Here is a 24037-nt window from a genome sequence, read left to right as displayed (position 1 = left end):
GGCACACACGGGCCAAGATCCGGCCATGCCTCAGCTGACCGCCGCAGGAATCGAAGCCTTCGACGAGAGCGTCTACCGCGCGATCCTCGTCCGGCACACCGCCGCACCCGCCGAGCTGGCGGATGACTTGTCCTGCTCCACCGAGCGGGTCGCCCGCGCCCTCGACCGGCTGCGCGAAAACGGCCTGGTAGGACGGCTGGCCGGAACGCGCCGCCGGTACGCGGCCATTGAGCCGGGCGCGGCCCTGGAGTCCCTGGTCCGCTCCCGTACCGCCGATCTCGACGGCGTCCGGGCGGCGGCCGGCGAGCTCTCACGGCTGTTCGCCGCGGCCCGGCAGGGCGGCTCCGAACAGGTCGAAGTCATCACCGGCGGCGAGGCGTTGGGCCGCTGGTTCGTACAGCTTCAGCAGGAAGCACGCGACGAGGTCATCACCCTTGACCGCCCGCCGTACGCGCTGACCACCTCCAACCCGGTCGAGGCCACGGCCCTCACCCGGGGCGTCCACTACCGCGCCGTCTACGCCCCCGAGGCGCTGGAGTGGCCCGGAGTCCTGGGCGACATCCGCGAGCTGGTGGCGCACGGCGAGCAGGCACGCGTACTGCCGGGCCTGCGCATCAAACTGGCCATCTCCGACCGCCGCCTCGCCCTGATGCCGCTCACCCTCGACTTCACCACGGAGGTACGCGCCGCCGTCATCCGCCCGTCAGCCCTGCTCGACGGCCTCATCGACTACTGGGAACTGTGCTGGCGCACCGCGACTCCGCTGGGTGCCCCCACCGAGGACGACCCCCTCGGCGAGGAGGACCGCCAGATGCTGACCCTCCTCGTCGGCGGCCTCAAGGACGAGGCGATAGCTCGCCAGTTGGGCTGGTCGGTACGGACCATGCGGCGCCGGATCAGCCGCCTCCACGAGGAGCTGGGCGCCGCGAACCGCTTCCAGGCGGGGGTGATCGCGGCGCGCCGGGGGTGGATATGAAACCCAGCAAGCCGGTCGCTCGACTAGCGCCCGGGGACTTCGAGGTCGTCGGAGCCTCCGGCTTCGACGCGGGCCCACTGGGCGGTGGGGCGTCCGTCGGTACGCATGTAGTTGCCGCTGATCTGCGGCCAGCCGGCGGGCGAGTCCTCCCACGGCTCCTGCCGCCCGTACGCCGTCCGGTCCAGCAGGCCGTACGTCTGGTCCATCGCCTCGACGCCACGGCCGGTGGTCCAGTACGTCTCGAACACCCGGTCCCCCCGGCGCAGATAGCACGCCAGCATGAACGGGCCACGCCCCGCCATCAGTGTGTCGATCGACTCCCGGGCCGAGTACCAGGGCACGTCCCAGCCCATGAAGTCGCGGTAGCGGACGCTCTCCTCGTACGGGCCCTGGCACAGCGTCGCGTAGGTGACGTCACGGGAGTGCAGGTAGGACAGCTCGCGGACCTGACTGTTGAAGAACGTGCAGCCCTCGCACTGCTCGGCGGCGGGGTGGTCGGCGTGCCACATCTGGAAGTACGCGATGAGCTGCGTGCGGCCCTCGAATGCGTCCAGCAGCGTGACCTGACCGGACGGGCCGGTCAGCGGGGTACGGGCGTCCACTTCCACCATGGGCAGCCGGCGGCGGGCCGCCGCGATCGCGTCGCCTTCGCGGGTGTACGCCTTCTCCCGGATCCGCAGCGCGTCCAGTTCTGCCTGGTAGGCGGCTCGGTCGACGGCCTTGGGTGCCGCAGCACTCGCTTCGGTGCTCATGAGAACTCATCCCTTCATGTCCTGTCCGGAGGGGGCCTGCCCGGAGACTCTTCTCCGGCTCATCTCCGGCTCATCTCCAGAGCGACTTTCACCCCACCGACGAAGGCGGTCCCGCCGGATCGACACCGGCGGCGAAGAAATTTCGCGGAATGTGCGCGACGCTCGTCAGAGCTCGCCGTTTCCACTGGTCAGCTCACTGATCCGGCCGGACAGGTAGCGCCGCTCGGCCTCGGTCGGCGCCAGTTTCAGGGCTTCCTCGTACGACTGCCTGGCCTCGGCCCTCCGGCCGGAGCGGCGGAGCAGGTCGGCCCGGGTCGCGGGCAGCAGGTGGTAACCGTCGAGGCGCCCGGATGCCGCCAGCTCGTCGACCAGCGCCAGACCGGCCGGGATGCCGTCCGCCATCGCGACCGCCACCGCCCGGTTCAGCTCGACGACCGGGGACGGGGCCAACCGGGCCAGCTCCGCGTACAGCACCGCGATCTGCGGCCAGTCCGTGCTCGCCGCGTCGGGCGCGGTGGCGTGGCACGCGGCGATCGCGGCCTGGACCTGGTACGGCCCGGTACACCTTCCGGCCAGCGCCTGGTCGAGGATCTCCACGCCCTCGGCGATCAGCCCCTGATCCCACCTGCGCCGGTCCTGCTTCTCCAGCGTGACGAGGACGCCGCCGGATGTACGGGTCGTGCGGCGCGCCTCGTGCAGCAGCATCAGGGCGAGCAGTCCGCGCGGCTCGGGTTCGCTGGGCATCAGCCGGATCAGGACCCGGGCCAGCCGGATCGCTTCGGCGGTCAGCGCCCGGCGGGCGTCCTCGCCCTCGTCGTCGTACCCCTCGTTGAAGATCAGGTAGAGCACCGCGAGGACGGCGGCGAGTCTCTGCGGGAGCAGGTCGGCGGGTGGCACGCGGTACGGGATGCCGGCCTCGGCGATCTTGCGCTTGGCGCGGACCAGGCGCTGCGCCATCGTCGGCTCGGCCGTCAGGAAGGCCCGGGCGATCTCGGCGGTGCTCAGCCCGGCCAGCGTACGCAGGGTGAGCGCGACCCGGGCCGGGAAGGGCAGCGCCGGATGGCAGCAGGTGAAGATCAACCGCAATCGCTCGTCCGGGATGTCCTCCACCGGCGGTTCATCCGGGTCTCTGGTGACCACGGCGAGCCCGCGCAGCTTGGCCGCGCCGACGGCGTCGCGCCGCAGCCGGTCGGTCGCGCGGTTGCGGGCGGTGGTGGTGAGCCATGCCCCCGGGCGGCGCGGCACGCCGTCGCGCGCCCAGGTCGTCAGCGCGGCGGCGAACGCGTCCTGCGCGCAGTCCTCCGCCAGGTCCCAGTCGCCCGTCATCCCGATCAGGGTTGCGACCACCTGGCCCCACTCGTCCCGGAACGCCGCGTCGACGGCTGTCCGGACCTGGTCGTCCGGCGCGGTCATTCCCAGACCGGGCGGATCTCGACGCCGCCCCAGCGCGCGTAGGGATGGCCTTCGGCGATCGCGATCGCCTCGTCCAGGTCCGCGCACTCGACGATCACGAAGCCGCCGACGAAGTCCTTGGTCTCAGCGAACGGGCCGTCCGACACCAGGGTTTCGCCGTCCCGGACCCGGACCGTGGTCGCGTCCACCACCGGACGCAGCCGCGCGCCGACGAGCATGCCGCCGCGCCGGTCGAGATCCGCGAGCCAGGCCTGGTGTACGGGGTCCGCGTCGAGTTCCTCGTTGCTGGGTGAAACCTTCTCGTCGTCGCAGATGAGCAGCACGTACTTCACCCTGTTCATTCTGCCCCCGATGCTGCCGGCGTGAGAGCCGCGAATCGCATCTCAGACGCGCATCTCAGACGCATAACCACCCCCTTCTTCGTGAGCGTGAGACTCTCTGGGTGTGTCAGAGATGTTGAGCCGGTTGGAGTCGGCTTTGACTGAGGCCCTCTCCCCTTCGTGGTCGCAACGTGTTCGGGCGGGGCGTGAACTTGCGTCGTCCGCCCATGTTCCCGAGGCTGCGGAAGCGTTGGTGGGGCTGCTGCTGGACGCCGAGGACACGGCGGTGACCCGGCAGACGGCAGAGGCCCTGGCCCGCGTGGGAACGACGGCCTCCGTAAGGCTCCTCGCTCTCGCGATTGCCGGGGCCGACGACAGCCAGGCCGACTGGATGGAGACCGGAGTGCATGACGCGCTCGTGGGGCCGGACGTCGCAACGGTCTGCGGGCGGCTCGGCCGGGACCCAGTAGCGGCTGTCCGTCAAGGTGCCGCGGAGATCTTGGCATGGACGGACGACAGACCGGGTCCGCCATGACCGGCTACCCAGTGACCGTCGCCGCGTCCACGGTCTCGGGCGCGCTCGGCTCGTCGGTGGTCGGCGGCGTGCGGTACGTACGGAGGGAGGCGTTCGTCGCTGCCACCGCGGCGACTGCCAGCGTGGCGGAGAGGCCGCCGGCGACCAGGGCGACGGGGGCGGAGGTGGCCGATGCCATCAAACCGCCGCGGAAATTGCCGAGTTCGGGGCCCGCGATGCCGATGACGTGCTCCAGCGAGGAAACCCGCCCCCGGTACGCGTCGGGGGTCTCCAACTGGACCAGCGCACTGCGGGTGACGACGGAAACGGTGTCGGCGGCCCCGGCCACGGCCAGGCATCCGAGCGCCGGCCACAGCGGCCCGGACAGGCCGAAGCCCGCCAGCGCGAGGCCCCAGACGGCGGCCGCGCACAGCTGGACCAGGCCGCCGCGGCGCCAGCGCGTCACCGTGCCGGAGAGAATGCCTGCCGTGATCCCGCCGACCGCGACGGCCGTGAGAAACAGACCGAGGGTCTGCGGGTTGCCACCGAAGCGGATCTCGTTGACCAGCGGGAAGAGCGCGACCGGCATGGCGAGCAGCGTCGCGGACAGGTCGGTGGCCATCGAGCCCCACAGCGCCGGGCGGCGCAGCACGATCCGCCAACCTCCGCGCTCCGGGCAGCGCCTGGTGTGATTCCTGTCGGCGCCCTCAGGCTTCATGGCCGGGAGACGGATCACCGCGAGCACCGAGACCACCGTCGTCACGGCCTGGGCACCGTATGCGGCAGGGAGGTCCCAGCGGGCGATGATCAGCCCGGCCAGCGCGGGTCCGGCCAGCATCGCCGCCTGGAACGAGACGTTCGTCAGCGCGAGACCGGCCGCGACCTGGTCGGCCGGAAGCAGCCGGACGGGGAAGGTTCGCCGGGCAGGGGCACCCAGCGCGCCGCAAGCGGTCCCGGCCGCAACCAGGGCGAGTAGCAGGACCACGTTCCGGTTGCCCGCCACGGCTTGAGCGGACAGCCCTGCGGCGACCAGCAGTTGGCCTGCCGTGGTGGCCCGCACCAGCGCACGGCGATCGACACTGTCGGCCAACGTGCCGCCGAGCAGCCCGAACAGCACCATCGGCAGGCCGGTGGCGAGCCCGATGGCGCCGGTGCCCACCGTGCTGCCGGTCAGGTCCCAGACCTGGGCGAGAACCGCCACCGTCGCTATCTGGCCGCCGAGTTGGGAGGCCGAGGTGCCGATCCACAGGTCACGGAACGGCCGGCAGCGACGCAGCGGGCGGGTGTCGAGGAACCGGACACGCCTGTTCACTGCGGTGGCTCCGTGAGGTGACGGAGGATCCGCTCCCGCATCGACCGGTGCTCCAGTGCCCGCCGCACCTCCTCGACGACAGCCGTCATCGAGTACGGGATCTCGCCGTCCAGCTCGGCGACCGTCGCGTGCGTGGCCCGCCACTCGGCCTCCAGGAACGGCACCAGCGAGCGGCCGCGTTCGGTGAGATTGATCCGCCGGGTGCGGGCGTCGGGCCCTGGTTCGGAGGTGACCAGATCCTCCTTGCGCATGGCGGCGATGGTCTGGCTGATCGCGGAGTGCGAGCGGTTCAGGGACTCCGCGAGTTCACGGATGGTCAGGGGTCCGGCGTGGGCGAGCCGGATCAGCGGGTACGCGAACCGCGGCCGCACCCCCTTGATGCCACGCTCGACGTAGACCTGCTCGATCTCGGCGTCCATGGCGGCCAGCAGCTGGTGCAGCGACTGCCAGGGATCGGGCAGCACCGTGGGATCAGTAGATGTCACAGCGCTAATATAACAGCGCTGCGATAAATGAGCCTGGGTCACCACTTCACAGGCGAACTGGCCGAACCGAGGCGCAGGACGTCGGCAGGACACGGCGCACCTCGACTTGATAGGCAAGTAAAGAGTTGCCTATCATCTGGCCATGGCCGACGATCTTTTCAAAGCCTTGGCCGACCCCACCCGCCGCACCATCCTCGACGAGCTCTCGGAGAAGTCCGGACAGACACTGTTCGAGATCTGCGGGCGACTGAGCATGAAGCATCAGCTCGGCATCTCACGCCAGGGCGTCTCCCAGCACCTCGCCGTGCTGGAGGCCGCCGGGCTCGTCGAGACCAGGCGGGAGGGCCGCTACAAGTTCCACGACCTCAACACGGCGCCGTTGCGCCACATCGCCGAGCGATGGCCCGTGCCCGACACATCCGGACCGGAGGAGAGCACCTCATGAAGATCCACCTGACCAGCGTCTTCGTCGACGACCAGGCCAAGGCCGAGCGCTTCTACACCGAGATCCTCGGCTTCGTGAAGAAGCACGACGTCCCGATCGGCGAGAAGGACCGCTGGCTGACCGTCGTCTCGCCCGACGAGCCGGGCGGCACCGAACTCCTCCTGGAGCCGGCAGGTCACCCGGCCGTCAAGCCCTACCGCGACACGCTCGTCGCGGACGGCATCCCTCTCGCCCAGTTCGCCGTCGACGACGTCAAGGCGGAGTACGAGCGCCTGCGCGCCCTCGGTGTGGTCTTCACCCAGGAACCCGTGGAGATGGGCCCCGTCACCACCGCCGTCTTCGACGACACGTGCGGCAACCTGATCCAGATCGCGACGAAGCCGGAGTAGGCGACCGACCGCGTGGAAGGGCGGTGGCCGGGACTACGCTTCGTCGGGCTTCGTTGCCGGTGCGGGAAACTCGGCAAGCAGGCCAAGGACCTTGCCGAGCTGCTCCCGCGCCGTCGGATCGGTGATCAATCCGTCCGTGCCGATCGTCCGGCGCTCCACCGGGATCCTCGTGCAGGCCGACTCCACGATGTCGGCGCCCGTGTAGCCGAGTACGGTGCGCAGGGTCGCCGCGGCGCCCTCGCCCCGGCCCGGGGCAGCCGCGTTCACGAAGGCCACGGGCTTGTCGCAGATCTCGGTGCCGCCGACCGTCCAGTCCAGCAGGTTCTTGAACGAACCCGGCAAGGTGCCCGCGTACTCCGGCGTACAGATCAGGATCGCAGTCGCCTCCGCGATCGCCGCGCGCAACGCGGCCACGGGGACCGGCAACGGATCGGCGTCATCGTCGGGGTTGAAATGCGGAAGCGCCGCGAGCCCGTCGTACATGACAGTGCGCACCTGAGGGGAGGCCAGGGCCTGCGCGGTACGCAGCACGGCCTCGTTGGAGGAATCGGTGCGCAGGCTTCCGGACAACAGCAGGATCGAAGGCAGCGTAAACATCCGCTCAACCTATCGGGCCGTTCACCGGTTCCGGCTGCTGCTCGCCGGCGGAGCACAATCGGGGCCCAACTCCCCTGCTTCCCACTGCGGTTGCCTGTGACGACAAGCGACGGCGCCGCGCTCCGCCGCCTCGCCGCCACTCCGGCAGCGGCGAACTCCTGCCATCCCCGCCGCCACCTGGCACACAACACCGGCCACCCGCCCTCCTGAAGGTCGCGGGACCCGCCGGCCAGGCGTAGGCGTCCAGGCGTAGGCGTCCAACGCGGCTTGCCTCCTTGGCGACCCTCCCACTACGTTCGGCCATCCGCCGTCTCACCCCTTGCATGGAGACCTCGCCCATGTCGCAGCTGGAGATCGATGCCGTCGTCTTCGACGTACTCGGCACCCTCGTCGACGAACCCGCCGGTATCCGCAACGGCATTCGCGAACTCGACCCGTCGCTCGACAACCTCAGTGTCGAACGGCTTTTGTCGCTGTGGCAGCAGCACATCGAGCGCGAGCAGCGTCGCATCCTCGACGGCGGCCGGCCCTACGTCACCAGTGACGCGCTCGACCAGGAAGCCGCCCGGCTCGTCGCCGACGCTGCCGGAGTCGGCGACCCTGCCTCCGTAGCGGCGCTTGCCCGGTCAGGTCGCCGGCTCCCGCCGTGGCCCGACACCGTGACCGGCCTCGCCCGACTCGCGGAACGGCACCCGCTGATCGGACTCTCCAACGCGAGCCGCACGGCGCTGCTGGAAGTCAACGCCCACGCCGGCCTGCGCTGGCACCAGGCGTTGTCCGCCGAGGACGCCCGGACCTACAAGCCGGACCCAGCGGTCTACCAGTTGGCCGTCAGGGTCTCCGGGCGACCGCCCGGGCGGCTGCTGATGGTCGCCACCCACGCCTGGGACCTGCGTGCGGCCCAGACCCTCGGCCTGTGCACCGCCTACGTCACCCGCCCCGTCGGCGACCCGCCCACCGCCGCGGACCAATTCGACCTGTACGCCGACGACTTGGACGACCTGGCCGACCAGCTCGACAAGGCTCGCCCTGCCCGCCCCGGCCTGCCCTAGCCATAGGGTTTGGCCAACCAGCGGTTCCCGGATGTCACATGACGCTCGTGCGAGGGCTCACGACCGATTCCGGGTCCCCCGACGTCCATACCGTGTCGCAGGAAGTGCAGGCGAATCTGTTGGACAGGCCGTCGGTGTGGCAACCGCAGCTCGGGCACTGTTCCGTCGTGAAATAGGCGTTCACGACATACGAGCCTAACGGCGAACACCCAGGCCGCTGCTCGCGGTTCGCGTGCTTCATGACGTCCGACGGTTCCGTCTCCGCGCGGAAATAGAGTCCTCTGCGGGACGCATGGCAGGTCGGCTCAGTCCAGGGCGAACGGGTCCTTCGCCGGTGGCTGCGCGTGTTGCTCGAACACTCCTTCTGGCACCGGGTCGATCGGCAGAGGCTCACTCCTCACGTGGCCTTCGGCACAACCGGCGAACGGTCCCGTGACCGGGTCCATTAGGGCGCTCAGATGCGGGTCGACATGATGGAGCCACCAGTTCGACATTCCCAGCGCGCCGTCCCAGCGCAACGTCTCCCAGGCGCGCCAGATGGAGTCCAGCCGGGAAAACGCCTGAGCGTGAGTGAACCAGCTCGGGCACCACACCCGCCCGGATTCGGGGGTCGGCCGGGGAACGAAATAGATGAACCGGTCGGCGACGAACTCGGCCACGTTCGGGTAGTACAGCTCTGCCGGTCGGGTGGCGCTCTCCTCGTCCCTCCGGATGTCCTCGAGCGGCTCGTCCCTCTCCCCGTCGGGCAGTGGTGATGTCACGGCGTCATGCTCCCTTTCGCAGCTGTACGTCGATCGCCTCGGCGTGGCGGCCAAGGCGTTCCAGGACTTTGGTGAGCGTGTTGAGGGCCCATGCCAGGTCGGCCTGGTGCGTCCTGGGGTCCTGGTCCACGAGGCGGCGGTAGATGCGGACGGCCCGCCGCGCCGGTCGCTCCGCACGGGCGGCCCGGCGCCAGTCGCGGCGACCGCACAGGCTCAGCGCTCTGGCCAGTCGGCACAGGAGCAGCGCGCGCTCGGCCGGCGGTTCGCCGGGGCGGTCGACCAGCGTCAGGCAGGCCTGCTCCGCCTGTAGTGCGGTGCGCCATGCGTCGGCCTCGTTCCCCGTCGACGCCCGCCCCTCGGCCAGCCGTAGGAGCGCGAAGCACAGCGGGCTCTCGTGGCGGGCCCGGTTCGTGACGGACAGGCGGCTGCGAAGGCTCACCTCGTGCTCCGCGATACGGACGGCTTCGTGGAAGGAGCTCGTCATCAGCAGGACGCGGGCCAGCTGAGCGCAGGTGCCGGCCAGGTCCTCCTCATGTCTCGCGTCGCCGGCCGACAGGCCTACGCGCAGCTCGTACGCCTCCCGCAGGGACGTAACCGCGCGGTCGGCCGTCGCCCAGGACGTGGCGTAGCTCGTGCCGAGGTCATGCAGACACCACGCCAGCCCCTCGCGGCCCTCGTCGGTGACGCGGGACAGCCGGCGGTAGAGGGGTTGCGCCTGGCGCAGCAAGATGCGCTCCGCGACCGGACGGTCGTACTTGCGGTACAGGTCGGAGAGGTCGTGGAGAGCGGTGGCATACCCCTCCGTGTACAGGCTGGGGGCATACTCCCTGAGGCGGTGCCGGACGGCGAGGGCCTGGTTCAGGGCGGTGAGCGCGTCCGCCGAGCGGCCCAGGGCATCGTAGGAGTGGGCGAGTTTGAGGGCCGTCCCGGATTGGTTCTTCAAGTCGCTCGCACTGAGCGGGAGTTCGGTGCGCTCGTAGGTCGCCAGGGCCTCCTCGAAACCCTCCACCGCCGCCCGGTGGTCGCCCGCGCTCGCGTGGTGGGTCGCGAGCGCGCTCACCGACTGGGCCAGAGCGGGAACTGGTGTCCCGTACGGTTGACGCATCAGGGCCCGGCGATGCTCGACGGCCTCTGCTATGGACTCCCGCGCCGCCGCGGCGTCCCCCGCGTCGAACTGCTCCCAGGCCAGATTGTGCAGCATCTGCGCCAGAGTGGAGCGGTGGACGCCGGGAAGATCCCCTGCCAGCGGGCGCAGGAGTTCGATCGCTTCCCGTACCAGCGCCATGGCCTCGCCTGGTGGCCGTGTGGCGTTGCTGTAGTCGACCGCCAGGCCCATCAGCGCGCTCGCGAGGTCGGCGGCGTAGGCATCGGGGTTCTCCCTGGCCAACCGGCGCGCGGTCTCGGCCGCCTCCTCGCTCAGCGACAGCGCCTCCGAATGCCGTTGGAGGCGCCACAGGTTCGCCCCACGCTCCGCCAGCGCCTTGGTGAGCAGGAGGGGATCCAGATCGGGGTGCCGGGCCGCCAGAGTGCGGGCGCGTCGGACGGCCTCGTCCGTGTGGTCGTCGGACCTGGCGATCTGGTCGAAGGGAATCGCGCTCGGGTCGAGCCGCCAGACCACCTGTGACTGATTGATCAGCGCCCGGACCAGGCCGCGCTCGCGTTTCTCCCCGTCCTCGCCGCCCTGTGCCGCGAGTGTGCGGAAGAGGCCCAGCGCCTGGTCGCCGGCGTCGTGAGCCTCCATCAGGTGCCTGGTCATGCGCCGGGCTTGCGAGAGCGCCAGCAGCGAGTCGGCCCACTCCGTGCGGTGCGTGCTCGTCCCGTCGTCCGCCTGCGTCCTGCGGAGCGCGGCCGCGTCTCCGGCCGCCACTCGGGCTTCCTCCCAGTCGCCGACCGCCATGTGCCGCTCCGCCAGGTTGTGCAGTGCCCACGCGCGCTCGCGCAGCGCCTGTGGGCTGTCGCCCGTGGTGCGGCACAGGCGGCTCAGTTCACGGGCGACGTCGAGGGCGTACTCGCGCAGCACATGGGACTGTTCCGGCAGTGCGTCGGAGTGCGCGCGCAGGGCGGTGGCTGTCAGCGGTTCGTCGGCGGTCAGCCTGCTGGTGCTGTGTGGCTCGCCGGCGGGAGCCGGGCGCACCGTCTCGCGGAGCCGGTCGATGACGATGCGGGCCTCGCGCGTGCGGCCCTCGTTGACGTGGGCCACGGCGGATCGGGCCAGTACGGTGAAGGCCTGCACCTGTTGATGGTCCGGGGCTCCGGCGAGCAGCCTGCCGAGCAGCCCCGCATCGTCGATGACCTGCTCGGAGGCCTGGTACTCCGCCAGCCGGTCCGGTTCGAGCCGGCCCCAGTAGCGGCCCTCGGGCGGCGGATACAGGTCGCGCAGCCAGGCGGCGATGTCCGCGGTCAGCCACGCCGGTTCGTCGGGCAGCAGCCGGGCGATGGTGGCACGGGCTTCCCGCTCGTCCTGCGCGGGACACAGCACGGCCGCCGCCACGGCCCGTGCCTGCAGCCTCTGCGCCCGCCTGCCCATGCCCCACTCCTCGGCGGAATCCTGCCAGTACTTCTGCTCGTGCCACAGGAGTTGGGACTCCAGCACGTCCCCGACCGGCTGGGGGACCCGTACGTGGCGCAGCAGCGCGGCGAGGGCCGCCATCTGTACGGTCAGCGCCGTCTCGGCCCGCGGGCCCGCACCTCGGACCGCTGCCGGGAGGGCGTCGGGGAGCCGGGCCCAGTCGACGTCCGTCTCACCGGTCACCTCGGCCAGGCGACTCGACAGGTCGCGGGCCGCCGTCAAAAACGCGTGCTCCCGGTCCGCGGCACCGGTACTGAGCGCGTGCAGCCGGGTCTCGGGGAGGGCACCGGTCGCCCTGGTCCGCCAGGATCCGAGGGAGCGGGCGAGCAGCAACAGGCGTACCGGATGTCTGGCCTCCTCGGTCTGCTCCCGCAGCTCCCTGACCAGCTCGGGCATGGTCTCGGCGTAGTCGACGACGAGGAGCAGCGGGTGCTGCACGGTGCGCAGCGCGTCCAGGTCGCGTGGCTTGTGGCGTACCTGTCCTGCCACCCAGCCGCGGTTTCGCAGCCGCGCCATCACCTGTCGCGCCAGTCGGGTCTTGCCCTGACCCCCCGGGGCGGTGATCACGCGCACAGCGGTTGCGCCGTCGGAATCCGCCAGGCACCACTGCTCCAGATCGGCGAGGGTGTCCTCCCTGCCGTGGAACGACACGACCTCGGTATCGGCCCGCAGCAGCATGGTGGGGGACGTCACCTCCCGTTTGGGCGGCGCCGACTCCAACAAGCCTGCGAGCTCCACCGGTTCGGGCTGCGGGTCGACGGAGGTCGCATCGCGGACCACGGCGCGGAAGTCGGCGGAGGCCAGCAGATCCTCGCTGCGGGTGTACGTGAGCCGGGTGCCGTGGCGCGGCCGGCGGTCCGCGCGCACCACGCCGAGCAGCAGCTTCCCGCGCTCCTGGAAGAGGGCCGCGCCCGACATCCCGGACCATGAGGTGATGTTCGCGGCGGTCTCGTGGTCGAGCCCAGTGGTGTCGAATCCCAACAGGCCGGCGTCGTCGATAATTTCGGAGATCCTGCCGCCGTGCGGCCTGACCCGGCCGAGCAGTTCCTCGCGGTTCCGGCTGCCGTCCGCGGCCCGCTGCTGCCGGGGGAATCCCGTGGCGGTGACCCGCATCTCGGAACCGCCCGTCACGCACCAGCCCCAGCGTTGCGGGCGGCGGCCGAGGGCGCCGCGCAGTGTGGCGGGCGTGGACCACTCGGGATGATCGGCAGAGATCTCCAGCAGGGCGGCGTCCACGGCCTCGTCCTGCCGTCGCCACCGCACCACCACCGGGAACCGTGCCACCGAATCCCGCAGCGCCACAGTGATCTCGGCCCGCGTTTCCGGTGGCGGCAGCAGATGCGCGGCGGTCAGGACGAGCCGCGGCGCGATCAGATAGCCACTGCCGATGCCCGCGCCGCGGACAAGAACGACCTGTTCCTCCTCCATCAGCCCACCGCCCTACTAGTCGACGTCGCCCACGGCCACGTCTCCGCCGCCGCGACGCTCCGGGTTCAGACGCAGGGTCACGCGTTGAGCGGACCGCTTCGACCGCTCCTGACGGCCGTTGGCCTCCACGACGCCGAACCGCAGTGCCCCGCCGCCATTACGCGTGCGCACCAGCTCGATCTCGAACTCCGCGGTGATCTCGCCCAGCACGAAGCGCAACTCCGAGCCCTGGCCGCGGCGTTGCGCCTCCGACAGCTGGGAACGCAACACCTCGATGGCGTCAGCCAGGTCCAACCAGTCCTCGTCGCGTTCCCTGCTCGCCATGCCCTACCCCTCGTCACGACTTCAGCATGGGCACCCATGCTAGTGATCCTGGTTAACTCACACCCCTACAAGCCGTCATCCCGCACGAAACGCAGACAACGATCCGCGGAACGCCGAACCGCGGCCGCCCCGTCGGTGCTGATCGAAGAGGAAGACACCGCAACTCACCCTTCCTGTACGAGGCCAAGAACGGCACGCAGAGCGTTCGGTCGTCGGTCGACGGGCAGGTGCTCGACCAGGTGAACCGGACACCCCAACGCCGCAGCCCCCGCGTCCGCGACGCGATCGTCGCCGACCATGAGCACCTCCTCGGGCGGCAGTCCGAGCTTGTCGCAGGCCGCTCGGAAGAGCCCCGGATCCGGCTTCTGCACCCCGTGTTCGAAGGAGAGGACGTACGCGTCGACGAGACCGTCGACAGCGTGGTCACGGAAGACGGGCCGCAGGTCCCAGCCGATATTGCTCACCACAGCGACCGAAACGCCCTGCCCACGCAGAGCGCGGAGAGTCGCTTCGGTGTCGGGATAGGGGCGCCATGCGGCCGCCGTGCGGTGCCGGTCATACAGCGCCTCGGCCAGTTCCGCCGACGGGAGGGACGCCTCTCGGGCGAGAGCGGTGTAGGCAGCGCGGTGTTGCTCGGCGCTGAGGTCCCGTTCACGCCACAGCCCCTCGAGATGCGACGGCAGCGCGCGAGGCGGAGCCCCTCCGGGCAGAGCTCCGGCCTCGGTCAACCGACCGGCACACGCGGCGAGTTCGTCCGCACTCATATCGAGTCCGGCCTCGGCAACAACCGCTCCCAGCCACTCGGAAACCGACTCGATGCGGAAGAGGGTCCCGGAAAAGTCGAACATCACACCTTTGACCATGCCGGTGATCCTCGCCTTCCCCGTCACCGGTGCGCAAGCCCGGCAGTGGGCCAGGAAACGGACGACGCTCCCGGCGACTTCGTCACGGCTTCCGGTACGTCACCAGCGCCGTGGCGTCACCGAGGTTCCTGAGCTCCATCGGCCCGCCGGCGGTCGCCACCACGTACTCGGAATTGAACTCCTCGGGCGGGCAGTACGTGGTTTTCTCGCCCGCCAGGACCTTGGCTCCCCTGGGCTGTGCGCGGTCCTCCCAGATGTCGATCAAGTCCATGCGGACCTTGCACGTGGGGCCCTTGAGCATCTCGACCGTTACCGACGCGGGCACGTTGAGCTTGCTCTGCCGGAAGGTCACCTGGTGGCTGCCGTCCTCGGCGCTCCAGGTGCCGAGGAACCGCTCACCGAGCTTCTTGTACGTGGTCGCGACCTCGCCGAAGCCCTTGCCGGCGCGCCAGTCGAGAGTCGTCGCGCTGGCCCACGACTTGCTCGAGAACGTCGCCGATTTCCCGTCGCGGGCGATGTCGACCCGGTCCCAGCCGTCCCAGTTCTTGGCGATGTGGGTGTCCCACTTCCGCAGTCCACCGGTGCCGACGGCGGCGACACTCTCCGTCGGTGGCTCGCCGTCCCGGCAGTACTGTCCGAAGTTGGCGCGGACGGTGACGGCGGCGCGTTTTGCCTTCAGGTCGATGCCCTGGCAGGGGTCGGTCTTGGTGGCGTAGACCGTCTTCGCGTGGGACCAGGGCTTGCCGCCGGCGCTCCGGTGCCGTTCGCGCAGGCCCGTACCGGCCTGGTAGCGCAGGGAGACCCGGCGTCCGTCGGACAGTTCGATGACCGCCTCGTCATCGGTGTCCTTGACGACCCGCGCCGTGCCGGGCGGCGCGGCCGAGGCGTCGCCCTGACAGGCGGTGATGCCGGCGGTGGCCAACAGCACGGCCCCGGCGACACCGAAGGCACACTCGCGTTGCATTTACGTCCTTCAGCATCGAAGTGAACTCTCGGATAACTGACGCACGCGGGGCCGGAATCGTTGCACGGCTCGCCCGTCCTCCGCTCTCAGGGCAGGCTGAGGGCCGTCATCACCGCCTGCCGCCGAACTGCCAGTTGTGGACCTCGATCTCGGCGTAGAGACCCACGGTCAGAACGGCACATGCCGTGTCCGGGTCCGGCGCCCGGACCAGCGCCGCCGTACCCAGCCAGGTGGCGCCGTCGTCGGACAGCAGAGGCCCGTACGCGATCAAGTCGTCCTCATCTGCGGGCACATCGAGGTCGGCAGCCTGCCCGGCACCGAGGCCGAGCACCAGGTACCGGTTTCCTTCGGTCGGGCCGCCGGGGTAGTCCCACATGGTGCGTCCGAGCCTGTTGCGCCACCGGCGCAGCATCACGTCCCGGTACACGCCGGCTTGATAGCCGGGTTCGTCGAACGCGAACGCGCGTGCCGCGGCGGTGTCCGGCAGGTCGACGATGTGCACACTCCCCGTCGGCTCCTCGCCGTCGCTGCTGAGCGTCGGGCCGCGCGCGATCAGCTCTTTGCCGTACCGGTCCATGTAGGACCAGTGGTCTTCCAGCAACTCCTGACGTAGCGCCAGGGAGTCGAGACGATCGCGGTGGTAGCAGAAGAACTCCATGCGCACACTCTGTCCCACCATGCCCAGCGTCACCTCGCAGTCGTCCTCATTCGGTCTGCGAGTGAGGTCACCTGAAGGGGCGGACCACCTGATCGGGCAGGTCGGCCGGATCGGACAAGTCAGCCTGATCCGACAGGTCGGCGGTCCCAGCGATCGGCCGGCCCAGCGGTCGGCCGGAGAGCACCGCCGGGCCGGGCACACCTCGTCGTCCGTCCGGACCGAGTTACCCGAACTGGCCGGGCTGGTAGTCGCCGGCCGGCGTCTGGATGATGACGTTCCCGCGGTTGAACGCGTTGATGATGGCGATCTGCGACACGAGGACGACGAGCTGGTCCTCGTCGTAGTACTTGGCGGCGTTCGCCCAGACCTCGTCCGGGACGCCGCCGGCCGCGTCGGCGAGGCGGGTTCCCTGCTCCGTCAGCTCCAGCGCCGCGCGCTCGGCCTCGGTGTAGACGGTGGCCTCCCTCCACGCCGCGACCAGGTTGAGGCGCGTCGAGGTCTCACCGGCGGCAGCGGCGTCCTTGGTGTGCATGTCGAGGCAGCCGCCGCACCCGTTGATCTGGCTGGCACGGATCTTCACCAGCTCCAGCGTCGCGTGCGGCACCGACGACTCGGCGAGCACCTGGTTCGCCGCGATGATGTGCTTCCAGATCTTCATGGCCGCCGGGTTGCCGAACATGTTCAAACGGGCGTTCATCGTGAACTCCTCCGTCGTTGCCGATGCCTACACCCCTATGACGAAACGGCTCCGTGCGCTGTGACATGACCGCATGTGACCTGCGTCTCCACGTCTTGCCCCGCGGGAGCTGCCACCGACGACGAGGTTCACGGGATGAACGAGGTTCAACGGGTGAGCGAGGTTCACGGGATGAGCGTCGCGATGCCCGCGCAGATCAGGTCCAGGCTGCGGGTGAACTTCTCGTCCGGGGCTGGGCGGCCGCGGCGGCGAACGTCCCGCAACTTCGCCGGCAGCTCGGGCGCGACGTCCTTCCTGGGCGCGAAGCTGGCCGCGGCGCTGTTGCTGCGCGGTGGCGCCGACGAGGTGCCCGAGAAGGACTCCCAGGGCGTGGGACCCTACGCCGAGGCCTCAGCCGACGAGAGCTCGCCCCGCCGGGCCGCTCGAAAGACCGCAAGCAAGAACCGCCTGCTCGCGCGCGCCGTGCCCGTACTTGGGCTGGCGATGTGGTTCGCCCAGGAGAACGGCCACGGGCTGGTCGCCTGTTACGGGTTCGCCCTCGGGGCACTCGCCTGGGCCGCGTTCCGTACGGTCCTGCGCCCGGACCGCGATCTGCGACAGCCGCCGCGTACGACGATGTTCTCGCTGGCCGGGCTCGTCGGCCGCCGGGCCCGGAGCGCCGCGTAGCGGGAATTCCCGCTTCTCCCCCAGGACATCGCCGCCCCGGGACACGGCGTCATATCCGGACTCCGTCCCCAGCGGTAAGTACCCTGCACGCATGATTAACGGCGCTCACGTCATCATCTACAGCCAGGACGCGGAGGCGGACCGCGCCTTCTTCAGGGATGTTCTGGAGTATCCGCACGTCGATGCCGGCGATGGCTGGCTCATCTTCAAACTGCCTCCGGCCGAGGTGGCAGTCCATCCCTCCGACGCACCGTCACACGAGCTGTACCTGATGTGCGATGACGTCAACGCGACGGTCGATCAGCTCTCGGCCAAGGGGGTCACGTGCGCCCCGGTCACGAACGCCGGCTGGGGCCTCAAGACCGGGATCCGGCTGCCGGGCGGCGGCGAGCTGGGCCTCTACCAACCGCGCCACGAAACCGCCCTCAACCTCTGACGACCTCTCCAGGGCCGGACGGCCAGGGCTGGATGGAGACTGCCCGTCAGGCCCGTGGAATGGCGCGTCCCGTGGGGCGGTACTCCATCACCAGCACCCTGCCGTCCAGGTCATGATGGCTCACCAGCTCCAGGTCGGCCGACCTCACACCGGCGAACAACGGCTCGCGGCCCGACTCCCCGACGAGCAGCGGAAAGGTCATCAGCCTCAGCCGGTCCACGAGGCCCGCTTCGAGGAGTTGCCGGACCACGGACAGACTGCCCATGGTCCGCAGGGGCACATGGCCCTCGCTCTTGAGCCGGGTGACCTCGGCGATCAGGTCGTCATGGCACACGCGGGTGTCCTGCCAGGAGACCGTCCTCAGCGTCGACGAGAAGACGACCTTGTCCACGCCGGGCACCGGGTCGGTGCCGGCGCCACCCGTCTCGCCGGAGAGACCCGCGAGGGCCTCGTAGGTGCGTCGCCCCATGAGCACCAGCTGCGGCCCGGCCAACTCCTCGTGGATCCACTCCTCGAGCATGGGCCCGTCGTAGCCGAAGTAGGCGGGCGATGTCGCGCTGCCGGCGTACCCGTCAACCGAGACGAACACATCGACGGTGAGTGTCTGCATGGCCATACCTCCGAACGGCTCGCACCTTCCGTGCCACGTCCGCTCCCATCGGCCATGGCCTCCAGTAGAGACGTCGGAGCGGCATCGCGTGATTCGACCTGTTCAGCCAACCATGTCGCTCGCTCCTCCGGGTCGCTACGAGCCGCTGTCCGTGGGGCGGCGTGCGATCCAGAGCTCGCGCGCGGAGCGCACCACCAGGTCGTCGCGATGGCGTACGTCCGCAGGACCCCCGTTCACCAGGGTGTCCAGCGCTTCCAGGTCGGCCGGGTCGACGCGGCCGACCAGTGCGCCGCGGATGCGGCTGAGCGTGCCGTGCGCGTAGAGCCCGGCACTGCCGCCCGACTGCGGGCGCAGTTCGAGACTCTCTGCGCGTTCCTCCTCAAGGGTGAATCCGGCCGATGCCAGCAGTGCGCCCCAGTCGGCTCCCATGTGGGGTACCTCTTCGTCGTGCAGCGTCGTGAGTGCCTCGCGGCAGCGGCCTTCCAGTCCGGGGCGCTCCGGTACCGCGTCGTCGGCGAGAAAACGTGGCATCCCGTCGAGTTCGGCGATGGCCAGGAGTCCGCCCGGGCGCAGCGCCTTGAAGATGATGCCGAGGGTCGCCGTGGGGTCGTCCATGTGGTGCATGGAGGCGGAGGCCCATACGAGGTCCGCGTCCGTGACGCCCGGAAGGCTCGTACCGGCGTCCGCTTCCAGCGGGTGGACGCGCGAATCCAGGTTCTTGGCGGCAGCGGTTCGGGTCAGCTGTTCCAGCATGTGGGCGGAGCTGTCCACGGCCGTCACCTGGGCGGAAGGGAACTGCTTCAGCAGGGCGAACGTTCCGGTTCCGCTACCGGCGCCGAGGTCCACGATCCGCTTGACGTCGTCCCCGGCCACTTCGGCGATGGAACGCATCGAAGCAGCGAGGTAGGGAGCGAACAGTTCGGCATCGAGGTCGAGCAGCTCCGCGAGGCCGTCCTGCTCATGCGCATGCTCGTGCGCGTGTGTGCCGTGGTTTTCCCGCGCATGTGTGCCGTGACCATGGGAGTCGGTGGCATCGTGGCCGAGCTCATGGGACCCATGCCCGTGCGGCTGGGAGTGTGCGGGGGAACCGTGCGGTGCGGGGGTGGGGTGCGTCATGACATCGACCGTACGCGTCATTTCGTACAACGCATAAGTCCTTGCCTATGACGCAAGAAGATCCCGCGCTCGACGGCCTCGTGCGCAAGGGATCACGGCCTTGCGCGCCTCACGCGGCCGGATACCCGAGGACCGGCCACGGACCGGCCCTCCCCCCAGCCACCTGACACACCGCACCCCACCCCTGACTCAGACCTGGGTACCGGCCCCCTGACTCAGACCTGGTACCGGTCCGTCGCGAACAGCGCGATGTTCTCAGCCACCCACTGCGACGTCCGCTTCAGCCCGTCCTCCAGGGACACCTCAGGCTGCCACCCCGCCCACTCGCGCGCCCTCGCGTTGTCGGAGAGCAGCCGCTCCACCTCGCTGCCGGACGGCCGCAGGCGTGCCGGGTCCACGACCACCTTCGCGTCACGCCCCGACGCGGCGATCAGCGCGGTCGCCAGGTCCCCGATGGAGATCTCCCGCCCGGTGCCGAGGTTGACGGACTCGCCGAGCGCCCGGTCGCAGTCCGCGAGCGCCAGGAACCCGGCGGCGGTGTCGGTGACATAGGTGAAGTCGCGGGTCGGGGTGAGCGAGCCGAGCCTGATCTCCGTTGCGCCCGCGTGCAGTTGGGACAGGATCGTCGGTATCACGGCGCGCGCGGACTGCCGCGGACCGTAGGTGTTGAACGGCCGTACCACCGTCACCGGCAGTTCGAAGGCGTGCCAGTGCGACAGCGCCATCATGTCCGCGCCGATCTTGGAGGCGGAGTACGGGGACTGCGGCTGGAGCGGGTGGGTCTCGCTGATGGGTGCGGTCAGCGCGGTCCCGTACACCTCGCTGGTGGAGGTGTGCAGCAGGCGGCGGACGGAGTGGCGGCGGCAGGCCTCGGCGATGTTCTCGGTGCCGACGACGTTCGTCTGGACATAGGCGCCGGGCGAGTCGTAGCTGTACGGGATGCCGATGAGCGCGGCCAGGTGGAACACGGTGTCGCACCCGGCCACGGTGTCCATCACGCGGCCCGCGTCGCGCACGTCGCCCGCGATCATCTCGACGGGACTGTGCGGGTCGCTCAGGTAGCGCGCCAGATAGCCCTTCTCCGCGTACGGCTTGTAGTGCACCATCGCGCGGACATTCGCCCCTCGTTCCACCAGCATGTCGACGAGTGTCGAGCCGATGAATCCCTCGGCGCCGGTGACGAGGACGGTGCGGTTGTTCCAGTCGGTGCGGTTGTTCCGGTGGTTGTGGTCGGTCATGAGGTGAACTCCATTGCGTGGACGGGTGAGTTGGGGGTCTTGGCGAGACTGATGACCTTGGCGGCGAGCAGGTCGGCTGCGCGAGAGTGGTTTCCGGGGTCCGCGGCGCGGCCCATCGCGGCGAGCCGGGACGGGTCGGCGAGCAGCGGCTCGACGAGGGCCGCGAGCCGCTCGGCGGTCGTTTCGCCGTCGGGTACGAGGTGTGCGGCGCCCGCGTCGGACAGGACGCGGGCGTTGTGCGTCTGGTGGTCGCCGGGGGCGTGCGGGTACGGCACGAGGACGGCGGGCACTTTGGTGGTGGCGAGTTCGGCGACGGTCGCCGAGCCGGCCCGGCAGACGACCAGGTCGGCGACGGCGTACGCCAGGTCCATGCGGTCGAGGTAGGGCACGGCCTGCGCGACCGGCGAGTCCCCGAGCCGCCGCCGGGTCTCGTCGAGCGCCGCGGGCCCGGTCTTGATCAGCAGATGGACGTCGGGACGGTGCCGCCAGCGCGCGGCGAGCCCGAGGGCCGCCTCCGTGAGCCGCGCCGCGCCGAGGCTGCCGCCGTTGAACAGCACGACCCGCGCGCCGTCGGGTATCCCGAAGGCGTGCCGCGCCTCGGCGCGCAGGGCGTTCCGGTCGAGGGTCGCGAGCTGTGCGGCGATGGGCATGCCGACGGTTTCGGCGTCCTTGCCGCCGGCCAGGTGGGCGCGGCTGCGGTCGAAGGCGACGGTGATGTGCGGCGTGAGCCGTGCGGCGAACTGGTTGGCGCGGCCCGGCACCGCGTTGGACTCGTGGATCACGCTGGGCAGTCCGGCCATGCGTGCGCCGACGATGACGGGGGCGCTCGGATAGCCGCCCATGCCGACGGCCACCCGGGCATTTTGGGCGCGCAGAATGCCGCGGCACTGGGCCCCGGAGCGGATCAGGGCCGCGGGCAGCAGGTAGCGCTTGGCCCCGAGGGCCGGGTCGAAGGGGATCATGTCGACGGTGTGCAGGCGGAATCCGGCGCCCGGGATCAGTTTGGTCTCCAGGCCCCGCTCGGTGCCGACGAAGGAGATCACCGCGTCCGGGTCGGCCCGGCGCAGCGCTTCGGCGAGCGCGAGCCCGGGGTAGATGTGGCCGCCGGTGCCGCCCGCACCGATCACGACGGAGAGTGGTGTGCGCATGGCGGCCACACTCGTGGAGCGGTCTAAGAGGGTTCTAAGAGTCCCGTTTGGCACTCTTTACGGCATGACCAAGATCCTCGTAGTCGATGACGAGCCGGAAGTGCGGGCGGCCGTCGAGGACGGACTGGCCGTCGAGGGATACGAGGTGCGCGGCGCGCGCGACGGCCTCGAAGCGCTCTCGGCGGTCTCGTCCTGGCAGCCCGACGCGCTCGTCCTCGACGTGATGATGCCGGTCCTGGACGGGCTCGGGGTGTGCCGCCAGCTGCGGGCGATGGGCGACCGTACGCCCGTACTCGTCCTCACTGCGCTCGACTCGGTGAGCGAGCGCGTCGACGGCCTGGACGCGGGCGCCGACGACTACCTGGTGAAGCCGTTCGCGCTCGACGAACTGGTGGCGCGGGTAAGGGCGCTGCTACGGCGGGCGGCACCGACCCCTACGGAGGGCGGACTGGAGTACGCGGACCTGGTCCTCGACCCTGATACCCGTACAGGTCGGCGAGCCGGCCGCCCCCTGGAGTTCAGCCGCACCGAAGCGGCACTTCTCGAACTGCTGATGCGCCATCCCGGGCAGGTCCTGCCGCGCGAGCTCATCCTGGAACTCGTATGGGGGCGCGACTTCGGCCCCGAGTCCAACTCCCTTGCCGTATACGTCGGTTACCTGCGCCGGAAGCTGGAGGCCGGCGGCGAACCGCGCCTCGTCCACACGGTCCACGGCATCGGCTACCGGCTGGACGTGGCATGAGCGGCGTCCGCCGGCTCGGACGTCGCTGGCGACGGCGACGGCCGCTGCGCACACGCCTCGCCGTGGCGGCCTCGGCGGCGGTGGCGCTGGTCGCGGTCGGCGTGTGCACGGCGGCGTTCTTCGTGATCCGGTACGAGATGTTCCACCAGCTCGACCTGAATCTGACGCAGTCGGCGACGCGGGTGATCCAGGAGAACCGGGACGGGGGACCGCAGGTCGTGGCGGGAGAGTGCCGCTACCTGTCGGCGCCGGCGTGCGCGCAGATCGTGCCGGCCCTGCCGGCCGAGGACCCTGCCGCCCCCTATCTCCTGCCCGTCTCGGCGCCGGTCCGCGAGGTGGCCACGGGCGATCGCGTCCCCTACTTCAGCAACATCACGCTCTCCGGCAAGCCCATGCGGATGCTGACGACCCGCCTCGGCGACGACAAGGCCCTTCAGGTCGCCCTTCGTTCGGACAGCGTCGAGAAGGGGGTGCGCCAGGCCGCCGGGCTGCTGGCCGCGATCGGGGCGGCGGGCGTTCTGCTGGCGGCCGGGCTCGGCTACTGGGTGTCCAGGACCGGACTCGCGCCGGTGGCCAGACTGACCGCGACCGCCGAACGCATCGCGTCGACCCGCGACCCGCGCCACCGCATCGAACTGCCGCCGGGCCCACCGGGCCGTCAGGACGAAGTGACCCGCCTCGCCGCCAGCTTCAACACGATGCTGGGCGAACTGGAGCAGTCCGTGACGGCACAGCGCCGCCTGGTCGCGGACGCCTCGCACGAGCTGCGCACACCGCTCACCGCACTGCGCACGAACGCGGAACTCCTCGTCCGCGCACACCGGTTGACCGACGCGCAGCGCGACCGGGCTGCGGGCGCGCTGGCACGCCAGCTGCGCGAAGTGACGGGCCTGGTGAACGACTTGATCGAACTGGCCAGGGACGAGGAGCCCACGCCACTCCTCGAAGAAGTACGGCTCGCCGCGCTGGCCGAACACGCGGTGACGGCCGCCCGCGCACACTGGCCCAGCACCCCCTTCACCCTTCACATTGCCCCGGATGCCGCCGAGACCGTACAGCCGGGGGTTCCCGCCCGACTGACCAGGCTACTGACGAACTTGCTGGACAACGCGGCTAAGTTCAGCCCGGAAGGGCTCCCGGTGGAGGTGGAACTCACCGCGTCCCGGCACGCGCGGTCGGGGTCGGGGTCGGGGTCGGGCGAGCGTCTCGAACTGACGGTCCGCGACCACGGCCCCGGGATCACCACGGAGGACCTGCCGTATGTCTTCGACCGCTTCTACCGCGCGGAAACCGCCCGCGCCCTGCCCGGTTCGGGCCTCGGCCTGGCCATGGCCCGCCAGATCGCCCGGGCCCACGGAGCCGAACTGACGGCGAAACAGGCGCAGGGGGGCGGGGCGTTGTTCAGGCTGACGTTCGAGTGAGGACGGGTATCCGCCCCGGGCGGCGCGGCGTGGCGCGCGACGACCGTGGCAATGGGGAAGACTGGCTGCCGTCCACCGAACGCAGGCAGGCAGGAACACGGGGAACATCATGGCCGCGACGGCATCGGCAGGGAGGCTGCG

At 70.5% G+C, this 24037-nt stretch carries 26 protein-coding genes; 9 read left to right on the top strand and 17 right to left on the bottom strand.

Features of this window, described 5'->3' with window-relative positions:
• The first annotated feature begins 25 nt into the window (after nt 1–25).
• Nucleotides 26–976: a helix-turn-helix domain-containing protein gene (locus OG758_RS42705; RefSeq protein ID WP_326714798.1), complete on the top strand. Its 951-nt coding sequence runs from the start codon at nt 26–28 to the stop codon at nt 974–976.
• Between the two features lie 23 nt (nt 977–999).
• Here OG758_RS42705 and OG758_RS42700 read toward each other — a convergent pair whose 3' ends face one another.
• The 3 genes from OG758_RS42700 to OG758_RS42690 all read right to left on the bottom strand — a co-directional run bounded on the left by OG758_RS42700 (nt 1000) and on the right by OG758_RS42690 (nt 3482).
• On the bottom strand, nt 1000–1728 hold the full coding sequence (locus tag OG758_RS42700) for a DUF899 family protein (protein ID WP_326714797.1): 729 nt from the start codon (nt 1726–1728) through the stop codon (nt 1000–1002).
• 165 nt (nt 1729–1893) lie between these two features.
• The gene (locus OG758_RS42695) at nt 1894–3141 is read right to left on the bottom strand and encodes an RNA polymerase sigma factor (protein WP_326714796.1); all 1248 of its coding nucleotides are present in this window, start codon (nt 3139–3141) and stop codon (nt 1894–1896) included.
• Nucleotides 3138–3482 carry a YciI family protein gene (locus tag OG758_RS42690; RefSeq protein ID WP_326714795.1) on the bottom strand — a complete coding sequence of 115 codons (345 nt, stop codon included), beginning with the start codon at nt 3480–3482 and terminating at the stop codon, nt 3138–3140. The genes OG758_RS42695 and OG758_RS42690 overlap by 4 nt, the downstream gene beginning before the upstream one ends.
• 112 nt (nt 3483–3594) lie before the next feature.
• Here OG758_RS42690 and OG758_RS42685 point away from each other — a divergent pair, with 112 nt between their 5' ends.
• Entirely contained in the window at nt 3595–3996 is a 402-nt protein-coding gene (locus tag OG758_RS42685) for a HEAT repeat domain-containing protein (protein ID WP_326716221.1), read from the top strand.
• 4 nt (nt 3997–4000) lie between these two features.
• Here OG758_RS42685 and OG758_RS42680 read toward each other — a convergent pair whose 3' ends face one another.
• Both OG758_RS42680 and OG758_RS42675 read right to left on the bottom strand, forming a co-directional pair.
• Nucleotides 4001–5287, bottom strand: a complete 1287-nt coding sequence (locus OG758_RS42680) for an MFS transporter (protein ID WP_326714794.1) — start codon at nt 5285–5287, stop codon at nt 4001–4003.
• The gene (locus OG758_RS42675) at nt 5284–5772 is read right to left on the bottom strand and encodes a MarR family winged helix-turn-helix transcriptional regulator (RefSeq protein WP_326714793.1); all 489 of its coding nucleotides are present in this window, start codon (nt 5770–5772) and stop codon (nt 5284–5286) included. The genes OG758_RS42680 and OG758_RS42675 overlap by 4 nt, the downstream gene beginning before the upstream one ends.
• Nucleotides 5773–5914: 142 nt before the next feature.
• Here OG758_RS42675 and OG758_RS42670 point away from each other — a divergent pair, with 142 nt between their 5' ends.
• Nucleotides 5915–6217, top strand: a complete 303-nt coding sequence (locus OG758_RS42670; protein ID WP_326714792.1) for an ArsR/SmtB family transcription factor — start codon at nt 5915–5917, stop codon at nt 6215–6217.
• Entirely contained in the window at nt 6214–6606 is a 393-nt protein-coding gene (locus OG758_RS42665) for a VOC family protein (RefSeq protein WP_326714791.1), read from the top strand. Before OG758_RS42670 ends, OG758_RS42665 begins: the two co-directional genes overlap by 4 nt.
• A 33-nt stretch (nt 6607–6639) precedes the next feature.
• On the opposite strand, the gene OG758_RS42660 is transcribed toward OG758_RS42665, so the two are convergent.
• Entirely contained in the window at nt 6640–7203 is a 564-nt protein-coding gene (locus OG758_RS42660; protein WP_326714790.1) for an NADPH-dependent FMN reductase, read from the bottom strand.
• Between the two features lie 338 nt (nt 7204–7541).
• On the opposite strand from OG758_RS42660, the gene OG758_RS42655 reads away from it, so the two are divergent.
• Nucleotides 7542–8255: a haloacid dehalogenase type II gene (locus OG758_RS42655; RefSeq protein ID WP_326714789.1), complete on the top strand. Its 714-nt coding sequence runs from the start codon at nt 7542–7544 to the stop codon at nt 8253–8255.
• 305 nt (nt 8256–8560) lie between these two features.
• Here the strand turns inward: OG758_RS42655 and OG758_RS42650 are convergent, their stop codons facing one another.
• The 7 genes from OG758_RS42650 to OG758_RS42620 all read right to left on the bottom strand — a co-directional run bounded on the left by OG758_RS42650 (nt 8561) and on the right by OG758_RS42620 (nt 16519).
• A complete protein-coding gene (locus OG758_RS42650) occupies nt 8561–9016 on the bottom strand; it encodes a DUF4913 domain-containing protein (RefSeq protein ID WP_326714788.1) in 456 nt (151 codons plus the stop codon).
• Nucleotides 9017–9020: 4 nt separating this feature from the next.
• Nucleotides 9021–13013, bottom strand: a complete 3993-nt coding sequence (locus OG758_RS42645; protein ID WP_326714787.1) for a trypsin-like peptidase domain-containing protein — start codon at nt 13011–13013, stop codon at nt 9021–9023.
• Nucleotides 13014–13028: 15 nt separating this feature from the next.
• A complete protein-coding gene (locus OG758_RS42640; RefSeq protein WP_326714786.1) occupies nt 13029–13337 on the bottom strand; it encodes a trypco2 family protein in 309 nt (102 codons plus the stop codon).
• A 164-nt stretch (nt 13338–13501) separates the two neighbouring features.
• The gene (locus OG758_RS42635) at nt 13502–14200 is read right to left on the bottom strand and encodes an HAD family hydrolase (RefSeq protein ID WP_326714785.1); all 699 of its coding nucleotides are present in this window, start codon (nt 14198–14200) and stop codon (nt 13502–13504) included.
• Nucleotides 14201–14282: 82 nt separating this feature from the next.
• Entirely contained in the window at nt 14283–15164 is an 882-nt protein-coding gene (locus OG758_RS42630) for a hypothetical protein (RefSeq protein WP_326714784.1), read from the bottom strand.
• A 109-nt stretch (nt 15165–15273) separates the two neighbouring features.
• Nucleotides 15274–15822, bottom strand: a complete 549-nt coding sequence (locus OG758_RS42625; RefSeq protein ID WP_326716220.1) for a YciI family protein — start codon at nt 15820–15822, stop codon at nt 15274–15276.
• A 223-nt stretch (nt 15823–16045) separates the two neighbouring features.
• Nucleotides 16046–16519 carry a carboxymuconolactone decarboxylase family protein gene (locus OG758_RS42620; RefSeq protein ID WP_326714783.1) on the bottom strand — a complete coding sequence of 158 codons (474 nt, stop codon included), beginning with the start codon at nt 16517–16519 and terminating at the stop codon, nt 16046–16048.
• 153 nt (nt 16520–16672) lie between these two features.
• Between OG758_RS42620 and OG758_RS42615 the strand changes: the two genes are divergently transcribed.
• A complete protein-coding gene (locus OG758_RS42615) occupies nt 16673–17185 on the top strand; it encodes a hypothetical protein (protein WP_326714782.1) in 513 nt (170 codons plus the stop codon).
• A gap of 91 nt (nt 17186–17276) precedes the next feature.
• Nucleotides 17277–17621 carry a VOC family protein gene (locus OG758_RS42610; protein WP_326714781.1) on the top strand — a complete coding sequence of 115 codons (345 nt, stop codon included), beginning with the start codon at nt 17277–17279 and terminating at the stop codon, nt 17619–17621.
• 46 nt (nt 17622–17667) lie between these two features.
• Here the strand turns inward: OG758_RS42610 and OG758_RS42605 are convergent, their stop codons facing one another.
• The 4 genes from OG758_RS42605 to OG758_RS42590 form a co-directional block, all read right to left on the bottom strand.
• Nucleotides 17668–18231, bottom strand: coding sequence for a dihydrofolate reductase family protein (locus OG758_RS42605; protein WP_326714780.1), 564 nt, complete (start codon nt 18229–18231; stop codon nt 17668–17670).
• 135 nt (nt 18232–18366) lie between these two features.
• Nucleotides 18367–19347: an L-histidine N(alpha)-methyltransferase gene (locus OG758_RS42600; protein WP_326714779.1), complete on the bottom strand. Its 981-nt coding sequence runs from the start codon at nt 19345–19347 to the stop codon at nt 18367–18369.
• Between the two features lie 215 nt (nt 19348–19562).
• Nucleotides 19563–20585, bottom strand: a complete 1023-nt coding sequence (locus OG758_RS42595) for a GDP-mannose 4,6-dehydratase (RefSeq protein ID WP_326714778.1) — start codon at nt 20583–20585, stop codon at nt 19563–19565.
• Nucleotides 20582–21733, bottom strand: coding sequence for a UDP-N-acetylglucosamine--N-acetylmuramyl-(pentapeptide) pyrophosphoryl-undecaprenol N-acetylglucosamine transferase (locus OG758_RS42590; protein ID WP_326714777.1), 1152 nt, complete (start codon nt 21731–21733; stop codon nt 20582–20584). Before OG758_RS42590 ends, OG758_RS42595 begins: the two co-directional genes overlap by 4 nt.
• Before the next feature lie 64 nt (nt 21734–21797).
• Here OG758_RS42590 and OG758_RS42585 point away from each other — a divergent pair, with 64 nt between their 5' ends.
• Together OG758_RS42585 and OG758_RS42580 are read left to right on the top strand one after the other, a co-directional pair.
• Nucleotides 21798–22475, top strand: a complete 678-nt coding sequence (locus tag OG758_RS42585; protein ID WP_266571697.1) for a response regulator transcription factor — start codon at nt 21798–21800, stop codon at nt 22473–22475.
• Nucleotides 22472–23896, top strand: a complete 1425-nt coding sequence (locus OG758_RS42580; protein ID WP_326714776.1) for a HAMP domain-containing sensor histidine kinase — start codon at nt 22472–22474, stop codon at nt 23894–23896. The genes OG758_RS42585 and OG758_RS42580 overlap by 4 nt, the downstream gene beginning before the upstream one ends.
• Nucleotides 23897–24037 lie beyond the last annotated feature (141 nt).

Source organism: Streptomyces sp. NBC_01474 (genome assembly GCF_035918215.1).
Lineage (GTDB): Bacteria > Actinomycetota > Actinomycetes > Streptomycetales > Streptomycetaceae > Streptomyces > Streptomyces aureus.
Note: the sequence above shows the minus strand (reverse complement) of the source record. Positions and strands in the feature narration are given on the sequence as shown.

Coding starts and splice junctions, on each gene's coding strand:
- OG758_RS42585 (WP_266571697.1), top strand. CDS start 21,798: ATGACCAAGATCCTCGTAGTCGATGACGAGCCGGAAGTGCGGGCGGCC.
- OG758_RS42600 (WP_326714779.1), bottom strand. CDS start 19,347: ATGACGCACCCCACCCCCGCACCGCACGGTTCCCCCGCACACTCCCAG.
- OG758_RS42645 (WP_326714787.1), bottom strand. CDS start 13,013: ATGGAGGAGGAACAGGTCGTTCTTGTCCGCGGCGCGGGCATCGGCAGT.
- OG758_RS42665 (WP_326714791.1), top strand. CDS start 6,214: ATGAAGATCCACCTGACCAGCGTCTTCGTCGACGACCAGGCCAAGGCC.
- OG758_RS42655 (WP_326714789.1), top strand. CDS start 7,542: ATGTCGCAGCTGGAGATCGATGCCGTCGTCTTCGACGTACTCGGCACC.
- OG758_RS42590 (WP_326714777.1), bottom strand. CDS start 21,733: ATGCGCACACCACTCTCCGTCGTGATCGGTGCGGGCGGCACCGGCGGC.
- OG758_RS42635 (WP_326714785.1), bottom strand. CDS start 14,200: ATGGTCAAAGGTGTGATGTTCGACTTTTCCGGGACCCTCTTCCGCATC.
- OG758_RS42640 (WP_326714786.1), bottom strand. CDS start 13,337: ATGGCGAGCAGGGAACGCGACGAGGACTGGTTGGACCTGGCTGACGCC.
- OG758_RS42595 (WP_326714778.1), bottom strand. CDS start 20,585: ATGACCGACCACAACCACCGGAACAACCGCACCGACTGGAACAACCGC.
- OG758_RS42705 (WP_326714798.1), top strand. CDS start 26: ATGCCTCAGCTGACCGCCGCAGGAATCGAAGCCTTCGACGAGAGCGTC.
- OG758_RS42605 (WP_326714780.1), bottom strand. CDS start 18,231: ATGCAGACACTCACCGTCGATGTGTTCGTCTCGGTTGACGGGTACGCC.
- OG758_RS42630 (WP_326714784.1), bottom strand. CDS start 15,164: ATGCAACGCGAGTGTGCCTTCGGTGTCGCCGGGGCCGTGCTGTTGGCC.
- OG758_RS42690 (WP_326714795.1), bottom strand. CDS start 3,482: ATGAACAGGGTGAAGTACGTGCTGCTCATCTGCGACGACGAGAAGGTT.
- OG758_RS42670 (WP_326714792.1), top strand. CDS start 5,915: ATGGCCGACGATCTTTTCAAAGCCTTGGCCGACCCCACCCGCCGCACC.
- OG758_RS42685 (WP_326716221.1), top strand. CDS start 3,595: ATGTTGAGCCGGTTGGAGTCGGCTTTGACTGAGGCCCTCTCCCCTTCG.
- OG758_RS42700 (WP_326714797.1), bottom strand. CDS start 1,728: ATGAGCACCGAAGCGAGTGCTGCGGCACCCAAGGCCGTCGACCGAGCC.
- OG758_RS42610 (WP_326714781.1), top strand. CDS start 17,277: ATGATTAACGGCGCTCACGTCATCATCTACAGCCAGGACGCGGAGGCG.
- OG758_RS42660 (WP_326714790.1), bottom strand. CDS start 7,203: ATGTTTACGCTGCCTTCGATCCTGCTGTTGTCCGGAAGCCTGCGCACC.
- OG758_RS42625 (WP_326716220.1), bottom strand. CDS start 15,822: ATGGAGTTCTTCTGCTACCACCGCGATCGTCTCGACTCCCTGGCGCTA.
- OG758_RS42580 (WP_326714776.1), top strand. CDS start 22,472: ATGAGCGGCGTCCGCCGGCTCGGACGTCGCTGGCGACGGCGACGGCCG.
- OG758_RS42620 (WP_326714783.1), bottom strand. CDS start 16,519: ATGAACGCCCGTTTGAACATGTTCGGCAACCCGGCGGCCATGAAGATC.
- OG758_RS42695 (WP_326714796.1), bottom strand. CDS start 3,141: ATGACCGCGCCGGACGACCAGGTCCGGACAGCCGTCGACGCGGCGTTC.